We start from the raw sequence: 10,858 nt of genomic DNA, 5'->3' as shown, positions 1-10,858 counted from the left end.
TTTTTTAAAAACCCCCCCAAACCCCCCCGGGGCCGGGCCTGCCACCGGGGGGGGCCCCCCCCCCCCCGGGCCCCCCCCGGGCCCCCCCCCCCCCCCCCGACACCCGGATGCGATTTCTCCCCGGCGTGAACGCCGGAGCCTCCTCGCAAGATTCAGGTGAAGGCCGAGCCGGCGTGCCTCAGGCGGAGTCGGGTGAAGGCGGTGGGACTGGGGCGGTACGGGAGGAACTCCTTGATGCGCTGCGCACACTCGCGGGGGCTTGCCGTGCTGGTGTCGCACTCCAGGTCGTAGTCACCGTGGCTGTGCACCAGGTCGTACTGGTACGCCGCGAGGCCCGAAGGGCGGTCGCCCCGGGCCAGCTCGCGGCGGATCAGTTCGTCCAGCGGGCAGTGGACACCCACGAACAGTACGTCCTCGGCACGCAGCACCCTCAGACAGTCGAGCAGCCGCCACGGCTCACTGAGCACATGGTCGACCACGATGTCGTTGCCTGCCTCGGCCATGGCCGCGATGGAGCGGTGGAAACCCATCCTCGTCCGCCGCAAGGCGGCGTCGAGCTCCTCGGCCGCGAGGTCTCGCTTGGTCCGCATCGCGTTGAAGCCATCGACCGCCATGTGGAAGAAGACACCGTCGTTCAGGATCGCCAGAAGCTCCTGAGCGATGCTCGACTTCCCCGAGCTGGAGGTGCCGTTGAGAAAGATGATCCGGCCAGATGCCATGCACGCATGGTCACACCAGCCGCCGGGCCGTGGCCCACCGGGTCAGCTCGTGGCGGTTGGACAGCTGGAGCTTGCGGAGGACCGCCGAGACGTGGGACTCGACCGTCTTCACCGAGATGTACAGCTGCTTGGCGATCTCCTTGTACGCGTAGCCCCGGGCGATCAGGCGCAGCACCTCGCGCTCGCGCTGGGTGAGGCGGTCCAGGTCCTCGTCGACCGGCGGGGCGTCGGTGGAGGCGAACGCGTCCAGGACGAAGCCGGCCAGGCGCGGGGAGAAGACGGCGTCGCCCTCCTGAACGCGGAAGACGGAGTTCACCAGGTCGGTGCCGGTGATCGTCTTGGTCACGTAGCCGCGGGCGCCGCCGCGGATCACGCCGATCACGTCCTCGGCCGCGTCCGAGACGGAGAGGGCGAGGAAGCGGACGGGGCGCTCGGTGTCGCTCATCAGGGGGGCGCAGCGGCGCAGGACTTCGACGCCACCGCCGCCCGGGAGGTGGACGTCGAGCAGCACGACCTCGGGGCGGGTCGCGGTGATCACCGTGACGGCCTGGTCGACGTCGGCGGCCTCGCCGACGACCTCGACGCCGGTCTGCGCGGTCTGGCCGATCTCGGCCTGGACGCCGGTGCGGAACATGCGGTGGTCGTCGACGAGCACCACGCGCACGCGCCGCTCCCCCGCGGTGCCGCCGGCCGGCTGCGCGGGCTCGGCCGCCTCGTCCGCTCCCGCCGTCCCGTTCCCCTCGGTCGGGTCGCTCATGACGTCTTCTCCGCCCTCTCCATTTCCAGTTCGACCTCCGTGCCGCCGTCCGGCACCGCGCGCAGTCGCGCCGTGCCGCCGTTGCGCTCCATGCGGCCGATGATCGATTCTCTGACGCCCATGCGGTCGGCGGGTATCGAGTCGAGGTCGAAGCCGGGGCCGCGGTCCCGGACGGACACGAAGACCGTCCTGCCCTCGACTTCGGCGAAGACCTGCACGGCGCCGCCCTCGCCACCGTACTTGGCCGCGTTCACCATCGCCTCGCGTGCGGCCTGCATCTGTGCGCCGATTCTGTCGTCGAGCGGGCAGTCGCCCACGACCACGACCTCGATGGGGACTCCGTGCTTGTCCTCGACCTCGGCGGCATTGCGCTTCACGGCCTCGGCGAGGGTGGTGGGCTCGTCGTCCTCGTCTTTTCCGTTGCCCTCCGGCTTGTAGAGCCAGGAGCGCAGGTCGCGCTCCTGGGCGCGGGCGAGGCGGCGCACCTCGCCCGCGTTCTCCGCGTTGCGCTGGATCAGGGTCAGGGTGTGCAGCACCGAGTCGTGGACGTGGGCGGCGACCTCGGCGCGTTCCTGCGCGCGGATGCGCATCAGCCGCTCCTCGGAGAGGTCCTGCGTCATCCGCACCAGGTAGGGACCGGCGAGGAGCGTGATGCCGACGAGGACGGCGAGGGCGGCCTGGAGGACGGAACCGAGGTGGGCGGCGGAGCCCTGGAGGACGAAGATGCCGGTGACACCCGCCGTCACCAGCAGGACGCCGCCCACCGAGCGCAGCAGGGTGACGGTGCGCCGGTGGCGTCCCACCTCCGCCCAGCGGGCCCGGCGCGCGTTGTCCGCCTGGCGCCAGACGAGGGCGACGCCGGCGCCGACGAGCACGGTCGGCCAGAGGTAGACCCGGGCCCCGCCGCCGAGGTCGACGTTGCCCACGAAGACCAGGGCGACGACGACCATGAGGAGCAGGGCGACGATCTGGCCCTTGTCCGGCTTGCGGGCGACGAGTCTGCGGCGGCCGTCGGGCGAGGTCTCGGCGGTGACGAGGGACGGCGGCTTCTGGGCGTCGACGCCGCCGACGCCCAACGGCACGAAGAACCAGAAGGCCGCGTACAGCAGCGCGCCCAGTCCGTCGGCCATGAACAGGCCGACGAAGACGAACCGCACCCAGATGACGGGCAACCCGAGATGACCGGCCAGCCCCCGCGCCACGCCACCCAGCCAGCGTCCGTCGCTGCTGCGGTAGAGCTTGCGCGGCGGCCGCGGTTCGACGAGGGGTGCTGCTGCGGCTTCCGGCATGACTCTGATGGTCACACGGGTGCGGGAGGCGGAGCATCAGGGTCGGCCCCCGATACTCCCCTGATCTTCGGGCCGCCGCTGCCTCGAACGCTCCCCGGGCCCCATGTCAGGGCCGAAATCAGGGTCCGACCAGGGTCGAACCGACTGCCGTCCGGACGCCGCGCCCGTCACCATGGACTCATGACAGATCACGAGCACGCCGCGACGGGTCCGGGACCCGGCTCCGGCCCGCGCCCTCCACGGGGTGCCGGGCCGCAGGATGCCGCGCCCGCCGCGGATGCCACGGGTGCCGCGACCGACCCGGGCGCGGGCGGCGTCCCCGGGCCGCCGCACAAGTTCCGGCGCGACCGGCAGCACCGGACGCTCGCCGGGGTCTGCGCCGGCCTCGGCCGGCAGTGCGACCTGGATCCGGTGATCTTCCGCATCACCCTCGCGGTGCTCTCCGCGACCGGCGGCATCGGCCTCATCTTCTACGGCTTCGCCTGGCTCTTCGTCCCCGCCGACGACGAGGACGAGAACGAGGTGCGCAAGCTGCTGACCGGCCGGGTCGACGGTCAGGCCCTGGCCGCGGTGCTCTTCGCCCTGGTCGGCTGCGGAGTCTTCCTGACCATGCTGAACAACGGCGGGGTGCTCACCTTCGCCGTCGTCCTCTCCCTCCTCCTCGCGGGCGCCGGGTACTGGTCGCGGGTGCGGAGGACTCCCGCCCCCGACCCGATGGCCGCGCAGGCCGTCGCGGACGCCCCGCCGGAGGCGCAGGCGCCCCCGATCATGTTCACCTGGCCCTCGTGGTGGCGGGACCCCATAGTCAAGGACGGCACCCATGACGGCGGTACGGGCTATCTGTGGGGTCCGCCGGGCTCCGACGAGCGCGACATCGCCGCGGCCGTCAACATCGGCCGCGGCGCCCCGCACCGGGGCGGCCACACCCCGCCGGGTGATCGGCGTTCCCGGTCCCCGCGGGCGGGCGGCCCGCGTGGCATCGGCGGCTGGGTGTTCCTCCTCGCCCTGCTCGCCGGCTTCCTCGGCACCCGGCTGACCTGGGACGACCAGCCGCTCGGCACCAGTCTCCAGACCGGACTGGCATGCGCCCTCGCCGTTTTCGGCCTCGGTATCGCGGTCAGCGCCTTCCTGGGGCGCACGGGAGCCGGTTCGGTCTTCCTGGCGATCATCACGGCGGGGCTGCTCGCCGGGTCGGCGGCCGTGCCGAAGGACGTGGGCACCGAGTGGACCCGGACCACCTGGAAGCCGACGGCGGTGACCGACGTACGCGAGCAGTACGAGGTCGGGGCGGGCAGCGGCATCCTCGACCTCTCCCGGCTCGACCTGGCCGACGGGCAGACGGTGACCACCCTCGCCAATGTGGGCGTGGGCCGAATAAAGGTCGTCGTGCCGCAGGACGTGACCGTGCGGCTCAGCGTCGAGGTGGGCGTCGGCGACATCCAGCTGCCCGGCGACGACGAGAAGGACGTGGACGTGGCACCGGGCAAGCACAAGGAGATCACCCTGGCCCCCACCGCGGGCGCCAAGGACGGGGGCACGCTGGACCTCAACCTTCAGATCGGCCTCGGACAGGCGGAGGTGGCCCGTGCTGCGTCATAGGTTCCAGCCCGGACGGCTTGTGGCCGGCCTCTTCCTGATGCTGGCCGGCGTCATCTACGCCGGTGACGCGGGCGGGCTGTGGGAGACGCCGTGGTTCGTGATGATCCCGCTCGTCGTGGGCGGGCTCTGCCTCGCGGGAGCGGTCGGGGTCCTGGCCCGCTCCGTGCACCGGCGCCGCGGAGCGCTCCGCGGCGCTGGCCACCCGGCCGAAGCCCGGACGGACCTCCCCGGCTGACGGCCCACGGAGCGCCGGTGGTCCCTGAAGAGGAGGCTAATAATTGCGGGAGCCTCCCTGGCCTCGTCCACGCCGTCGGCCCCTGATCACGGCATCCAGCGACCAGTAGGGTGCCCCGGCCAGCACCAGAGGTACCCAGCAAAACATGTACGGGAGATCATTGCCGTAGTAGTAAGGATCGGAGGCCCAGCTGACGGTCAGCCACAGGCTGAGGGAGATCAGCGCGCCGCCGAGCGCGGCCAGGCGGGTGAGCAGGCCGAGCAGGGTGCCGATGCCGACGGCCAGTTCTCCCAGGGCGATGGCGTAGCCGAAGCCGGACGGGCTCTTCAGGGCCATGTCGACCAGCGCGGGGATGGCCGAGGAGTCCCGGACGGTGCGCATCATGTCGCCGACGGAACCGGCGCCCGAGTCCTTCATGAAGGCGCTGTCGGTGAGCTTGTCAAGGCCCGCGTAGATGAAGGTGACGCCGAGGAAGATCCGCAGGGGCAGGAGGGCGTACCGGGCGGCGTTGTCCCGCCAGTCCCCGCCGTTCTGCCGGGAGGAGTACACATCGCCCCGCATACCGTGAGTCATCACTGCCAGCCGCCTCTCGCCGCGCATGCCGAGACCCCCCACCAGACCATACGTACGACACGTGGGCCCCGCTCAACCCTCCCGCAACCGTTTCTTGCTGTCGGTTTCGACAGGTTGGTGTCGGCCGGTAGCGTCGCCCGGCGGGGATCAGTCCGTGACGTCGATCGCGTACCGGTTGGTCTCGGCTCCGGCGCCGGTGACCACCTGGACGTCGACCCGGCCAGGTTCCACGTCGGCCGGTACGGGGACGGTCAGCGCGTCGTCCGTGGGGCTGCTGAAGCCGCCCGTCACGGGGACCAGGGGGACGTGGACGTTGACCGCGCCGATGCGGACGACCATGCGGGACAGGCGGTCCGCGCGCTGGGCGCCCGGGGGTACGAATCCGGCGCCGCGGATCTCGATGTCGTCGCCGGTGCGGATCGGCGCGTCCAGGTCACCGGCCTCGCGTGCCCGGACGACGGAGAGGATCACCGGCCGGCCGCCCTCGGCGTACTTGCCGGCCACGTAGGTCGCCGCCGACACCAGCACCACCACCGCGAGCCCCCACGGCAGGTCGGGGAGCTGTTCCGGGCGCCGGGCCAGCCGTACCGCGGCGAAGGCCAGGGCGGCGGCGCTGATCACGACGTACTGGATGTCGGCGAAGGTCCCGCGGCCCGCGTCGTCCGTCAGGAGGTCGGACGCGCGCGGGCGGTCCGCGCGTACCTTCTGGAGGCGTTGGCCCAGTTCCCGCAGGCCGACCACGCGGCGCACCAGGACGGCGATGCCGCACACCACCGCGAGCACGGTCACCGTACCGGTGGCGCGGCCGAGTTCGAGGCCGGAGATCAGCGCGTCGCGCCGGTCGTGGCCCGAGGCGACCGCCAGTTGTCCGGCCAGCACCAGCACCGCGTAGGCGACGAGGAGGACCCAGGCGGCCGCCACGGCACGGGAGGTGGAGAGGCGGTTGTCCTCTCCGATGACCGGGGCCAGCGCTCCGCCCCGCGTCCGGTGGAACCACGAGGCCGCCGTCAGCGCCCCGGCCACCACCAGCGCGGCGGCGAGTCCGGCCGTGCGCGCCGCCGTCCAGCCGGCGCCGATCGCGGTGAGGGACTGGCCGAGCAGCAGCAGGACGACCGCCGCCCACACGGCCGCCACGGTGCGCCGGCCCAGGCCCGCGAGCCAGGCGTCACCCTCGGCGCGACCGCGTTGGGCGACGAGTTCCGCGGACTGGGTGAGTTCCTCCGAGACCCACTGGCGGGAGGCGGAGGCCGAGTGGGCCACGGCGGCCGGCAGCCCCTGCCCGGCCGCGAACTCGTCCCGCCGCCGCAGGAACGCGGCGACCGCCCGGCGGTGCCCCTCCCGGGCGCCGTGCGGGCAGTCCCCGCAGGTGCAGCCGCCGCCGTGCGCCGCCTCGATCGCGTCCTTGTCCGAGCCGCTCCCGCGTCTCGCCTCCTGCACCGCCACGCCCGACGCCCGCCTTCCCGCACCCCTGCGAAAGAACATCCGTGAAAGAGAATCCGTGAGAGAACATCCGTGAAAGAACCCCTGTGCCCCCAAGTCCCCTGGGGCGACAGCGAATTGTGCCGTACACCGCCCCCCGCGCGCCGGGCGGCCCCGGTCCCTCGTGCTCAGCAGGGGTGACTCTCGGGGCACCGCCTTGACGCGGTCGCGAGAAGGCGTCAGTCGTACAGGTCCGGCTCGCTCCGGCTGATCTCCTGCCACAGGGGCTGGTAGTTGATCCACGCCACCAGGTCGCCGCCGAGCTGCTCCCGGGTCGCGACCGCCTGGCGGTGGTCGATCAGCACCGGGCGTCCCGCCGCCCGGGCCGTCAGCTGCACCTGGCAGGACCGCTCCAGTGACAGGAACCACCAGGCCGCCGCGTCCACCGAGTCGCCCACCGTCAGCAGGCCGTGGTTGCGCAGCACGAGCGCCTTGCCGGAGCCGAGCACCCGGGCGATGCGCCGCCCCTCCTCGGCGTCGACGGCGACGCCCGAGTAGGAGTCGTACAGCGCGTGGTCCTCGTAGAAGGCGCAGCTCTCCTGGGTGATCGGGTCGAGCAGGTCGCCGAGGGCCGACAGCGCGCGCCCGTGCACCGAGTGGCAGTGGGCGACCGCGACGACGTCGGGCCGGGCGGCATGGACCTGGGAGTGCACGGTGAAGGCGGCCTGGTTCACGTGGTGGCCGCCCTGCACCACCTGGCCGTCGGAGTTGGCCAGAACCAGGTCGCTCACCGTGATGTGCGCGAAGGGCATGCCGAACGGATTGACCCAGAAGCAGTCGGTGTACTCGGGATCGCGGGCGGTGATGTGGCCGGAGACGCCGTCCTCGAAGCCGTACCGGCCGAAGAGGCGCAGCGCGCCCGCGAGCCGTTCCTTGCGGTGCCGGCGTTCGTCCTCGACCGAGTCGTGCATCGGCGGCATCGCGAACCGCAGCTTGTCGGTGGGCAGCGGCGGGGGTGGAGTGGCCCCGGGCGTCCCGTGCATGTGTCCTCTGTCCTCCGGCATGTCCTCCGGCACTGGAATTGCCTTACGTGCCGGAAGTTACCGGGGGTGCGGCCGGTGCGACAGATCCGGGCGCGATACTCGACACAGGGTGTCGGCTTTCGGCCGCACACTCGGCGTATGACCTCAAGCACGTCATCGGGTGCGCCCTCGGCCACCCCCACGAACTGGGCCGGTTTCGTCACCGCCGAACCCGCTCTGGCCGCCACCGTCGAGGCGCGCTTCGGCGCGTACACGCACCATGTCCTCGCCACCCTCCGCAAGGACGGCTCGCCCCGCACGACCGGCCTGGAGGTGCGGTTCCTGGACGGGGAGCTGTGGCTCGGCATGATGCCGGGGTCGCTGAAGGCGCTCGACCTGCGCCGCGACCCGCGCTTCGCGTTGCAGGCGAACCCGGGGGACGGCACCGGCATGGGCGGCGGGGACGTCCGGATCGGCGGCCGGGCGGTGGAGGCCGAGGACGCCGCGACCCGGGCCCGGTACGTGAAAGAGGTGGAACCGCCGGAGCCGTTCCACCTCTTCCGTACCGAGCTGACGGAGGTCGTGCGGACCCGCGTCGAGGACGACGCGTATCTCGTCGTTCAGATCTGGCAGCCCGGAAAGCCGCTGCGCGCCGTCAGGCGCGCATAGAGCCCGTCCCGGGCGTCACTCCCACTCGATGGTGCCCGGCGGCTTCGACGTCACGTCGAGGACCACGCGGTTGACGTCCTTGACCTCGTTGGTGATCCGGGTCGAGATCTTGGAGAGCACGTCGTACGGCAGCCGGGACCAGTCGGCGGTCATGGCGTCCTCGGACGAGACGGGCCGCAGCACGATCGGGTGGCCGTAGGTGCGGCCGTCGCCCTGGACGCCGACGGAGCGGACGTCCGCGAGCAGCACCACGGGGCACTGCCAGATCTCGCGGTCGAGGCCGGCCGCGGTCAGCTCCTCGCGGGCGATGGCGTCGGCCTCGCGGAGCAGGTCGAGCCGCTCCTTGGTGACGTCGCCGACGATGCGGATGCCGAGGCCGGGGCCGGGGAAGGGCTGGCGGTGGACGATCTCCTCCGGGAGGCCCAGTTCCTGGCCGACCATCCGGACCTCGTCCTTGAACAGCTTGCGCAGCGGCTCGACCAGCTGGAACTCGAGGTCCTCGGGGAGCCCGCCGACGTTGTGGTGGGACTTGATGTTCGCCGTGCCGGTGCCGCCGCCGGACTCGACGACGTCCGGGTAGAGGGTGCCCTGCACCAGGAACTCGACCGCGGGGCCCTGGTCGGCGATGATCTCGGCCTGCGCCTGCTCGAAGACGCGGATGAACTCGCGGCCGATGATCTTCCGCTTCTCCTCGGGGTCGGAGACCCCGGCCAGCGCGGCCAGGAACCGCTCGCTGGCGTCCACGACCTTGAGCTGCACGCCGGTCGCGGCGACGAAGTCCTTCTCGACCTGCTCGGTCTCGCCCTTGCGCATGAGGCCGTGGTCGACGTAGACGCAGGTCAGCTGGGAGCCGATGGCCTTCTGGACGAGGGCGGCGGCGACGGCGGAGTCCACGCCGCCGGACAGGCCGCAGATGGCGCGCCGGTCGCCGACCTGCTCGCGGATGATCGCGACCTGCTCCTCGATCACGTTGCCCATGGTCCAGTCGGGGGTGAGGCCCGCGCCGCGGTACAGGAAGTGCTCCAGCACCTGCTGACCGTGCGTGGAGTGCATGACCTCGGGGTGGTACTGGACGCCGTAGAGCTGCTTCTCGTCGTTCTCGAAGGCGGCGACCGGGACGACGTCCGTGGAGCCGGTGACGGTGAAGCCCTCGGGGGCGGCGGAGCAGGCGTCGCCGTGCGACATCCACACGGCCTGCTCGGCCGGGGTGCCCTCGAAGAGGGTGGAGGACGGCCTGGAGACGGACAGCTCGGTGCGGCCGTACTCACGGGCGCCGGAGTTGTCGACGGTGCCGCCGAGGGTCTGCGCCATCAGCTGGAAGCCGTAGCACATGCCGAAGACGGGGACGCCGGCCTCGAACAGGGAGCGGTCGAGGGTCGGGGCGCCCGGCTCGTACACCGACGAGGGGCCGCCGGAGAGGATGATGGCCGCCGGGTTCTTGGCGAGCATCTCCGCGACCGGCATGGAGCTGGGCACGATCTCGCTGTAGACCCGCGCCTCGCGGACACGACGGGCGATGAGCTGGGCGTACTGCGCACCGAAGTCGACGACCAGGACGGTGTCGGGGGCGGCGGCAGCGGGAGTCGCTGATGACACGGGGTGCCTTCCGGCGGTCGGGCGGGGGTCTTGTGCTGCCGATTCTACCGAGGCGGGCGGGTGGCCCGTCCCGGCCCGGTGCGCGACCCGGTGTGCGACCCGACGTGCGGCCCGACGTGCGGCCCGATGTACGGCCCGGCTTGGACACCGTCCGTCCTCGCGGGCATACTGACGCCATGCTCACGCACCAGGTCTTCCTGTTTACCTATGGCAACCGGCCCACCGGCTGCCATGGTCGTGCTGCTTGAGCAACTGACAAGCGACTTCCCAGGCGCCCCGGGCCGACAAGGTCCGGGGCGCCTGGCGTTTGCGGACCCTGCCGGTCCGGGGCACCGCCACCCATCGGCGAGGAGCCACCGACATGACCGTCACCACAGCAGCCGAGTCCGTCACCGCGGCGGACAAGACCGGCGCGCGCACCACCGAGGCCGCCGACGTGATCACCGGCGCCCGGGAGCGCATCGACGCCCTGGACGACCGGATCATCGGCCTCATCCAGGAACGGATGGCGGTCTCCGCCGTCATCCAGGAGGCGCGGATCACCTCCGGCGGCCGGCGGGTGAACCTCTCCCGCGAGATGGAGGTCCTCGACCACTACCGTTCGGCGCTGGGCAAGCCGGGGACGGCGCTGGCGATGACGATGCTGGAGCTGTGCCGCGGGCGGGTCTGAGGGTCGTATCCGACGTCGTGTCCGACGTCGTATCTGAGTTCGGGCACCGTCTCACCCGTACGGCACGTGACCGCGGCGCGAGTGGCTTCGTTGTCCCGGTGTCCGTGTCAGCCAGGGGCGGGCCCGAGAGAACCACGCGTGGCTCGCTGGAGCGATGAGACGTACGGATCGTGCCGTACGTCGTGGGACCTCGCTCCAGACAAGTGACCGGACGGCAGGGGACAGCAGCCCGGTCACCCAAGAGAACGGCCGGCTCCGGGGACGCCCGGGGCCGGCCGTCGGAACGGCCTTCAAGACCACATGGCGGCGC

General features: G+C 72.1%; 11 protein-coding genes. 4 read left to right on the top strand and 7 right to left on the bottom strand.

Features of this window, described 5'->3' with window-relative positions; all coding sequences use genetic code 11:
- Positions 1-152 precede the first annotated feature (152 nt).
- Genes ACFWR9_RS33065 through ACFWR9_RS33055 form a run of 3 tightly spaced genes read right to left on the bottom strand, consistent with a single transcriptional unit; the run spans position 153 to position 2,765 of the window.
- Complete coding sequence (locus ACFWR9_RS33065; RefSeq protein ID WP_383848608.1) at positions 153-719, bottom strand: chloramphenicol phosphotransferase CPT family protein; 567 nt, start codon at positions 717-719, stop codon at positions 153-155.
- Between the two features lie 10 nt (positions 720-729).
- Positions 730-1,476: a LuxR C-terminal-related transcriptional regulator gene (locus ACFWR9_RS33060; protein ID WP_383848605.1), complete on the bottom strand. Its 747-nt coding sequence runs from the start codon at positions 1,474-1,476 to the stop codon at positions 730-732.
- Positions 1,473-2,765 carry a PspC domain-containing protein gene (locus ACFWR9_RS33055; protein ID WP_376350608.1) on the bottom strand — a complete coding sequence of 431 codons (1,293 nt, stop codon included), beginning with the start codon at positions 2,763-2,765 and terminating at the stop codon, positions 1,473-1,475. The genes ACFWR9_RS33060 and ACFWR9_RS33055 overlap by 4 nt, the downstream gene beginning before the upstream one ends.
- A gap of 180 nt (positions 2,766-2,945) precedes the next feature.
- Between ACFWR9_RS33055 and ACFWR9_RS33050 the strand changes: the two genes are divergently transcribed.
- Together ACFWR9_RS33050 and ACFWR9_RS33045 are read left to right on the top strand one after the other, a co-directional pair.
- Positions 2,946-4,364, top strand: a complete 1,419-nt coding sequence (locus ACFWR9_RS33050) for a PspC domain-containing protein (RefSeq protein ID WP_383848602.1) — start codon at positions 2,946-2,948, stop codon at positions 4,362-4,364.
- Positions 4,351-4,599 (top strand): hypothetical protein, encoded by a 249-nt coding sequence (locus ACFWR9_RS33045; protein ID WP_383848599.1) that lies wholly within the window; start codon positions 4,351-4,353, stop codon positions 4,597-4,599. Before ACFWR9_RS33050 ends, ACFWR9_RS33045 begins: the two co-directional genes overlap by 14 nt.
- A 36-nt stretch (positions 4,600-4,635) precedes the next feature.
- On the opposite strand, the gene ACFWR9_RS33040 is transcribed toward ACFWR9_RS33045, so the two are convergent.
- The 3 genes from ACFWR9_RS33040 to ACFWR9_RS33030 all read right to left on the bottom strand — a co-directional run bounded on the left by ACFWR9_RS33040 (position 4,636) and on the right by ACFWR9_RS33030 (position 7,634).
- Positions 4,636-5,172 carry a DoxX family protein gene (locus ACFWR9_RS33040; protein ID WP_383848596.1) on the bottom strand — a complete coding sequence of 179 codons (537 nt, stop codon included), beginning with the start codon at positions 5,170-5,172 and terminating at the stop codon, positions 4,636-4,638.
- Positions 5,173-5,319: 147 nt separating this feature from the next.
- The gene (locus tag ACFWR9_RS33035; RefSeq protein WP_383848594.1) at positions 5,320-6,615 is read right to left on the bottom strand and encodes a hypothetical protein; all 1,296 of its coding nucleotides are present in this window, start codon (positions 6,613-6,615) and stop codon (positions 5,320-5,322) included.
- Positions 6,616-6,830: 215 nt separating this feature from the next.
- Positions 6,831-7,634, bottom strand: a complete 804-nt coding sequence (locus tag ACFWR9_RS33030; RefSeq protein WP_383848591.1) for a class II aldolase/adducin family protein — start codon at positions 7,632-7,634, stop codon at positions 6,831-6,833.
- A 138-nt stretch (positions 7,635-7,772) separates the two neighbouring features.
- Between ACFWR9_RS33030 and ACFWR9_RS33025 the strand changes: the two genes are divergently transcribed.
- Positions 7,773-8,282, top strand: a complete 510-nt coding sequence (locus ACFWR9_RS33025; protein WP_383848589.1) for a pyridoxamine 5'-phosphate oxidase family protein — start codon at positions 7,773-7,775, stop codon at positions 8,280-8,282.
- A gap of 15 nt (positions 8,283-8,297) precedes the next feature.
- On the opposite strand, the gene guaA is transcribed toward ACFWR9_RS33025, so the two are convergent.
- Positions 8,298-9,878, bottom strand: coding sequence for a glutamine-hydrolyzing GMP synthase (guaA, locus tag ACFWR9_RS33020; protein ID WP_383848587.1), 1,581 nt, complete (start codon positions 9,876-9,878; stop codon positions 8,298-8,300).
- 361 nt (positions 9,879-10,239) lie between these two features.
- Here guaA and ACFWR9_RS33015 point away from each other — a divergent pair, with 361 nt between their 5' ends.
- Entirely contained in the window at positions 10,240-10,548 is a 309-nt protein-coding gene (locus ACFWR9_RS33015; RefSeq protein ID WP_383848585.1) for a chorismate mutase, read from the top strand.
- Positions 10,549-10,858: the final 310 nt, after the last annotated feature.

The sequence above is a fragment of the Streptomyces sp. NPDC058534 genome (assembly GCF_042717365.1).
Taxonomy (GTDB): Bacteria; Actinomycetota; Actinomycetes; order Streptomycetales; family Streptomycetaceae; genus Streptomyces.
This window is presented reverse-complemented; position numbering and strand designations above follow the sequence as displayed.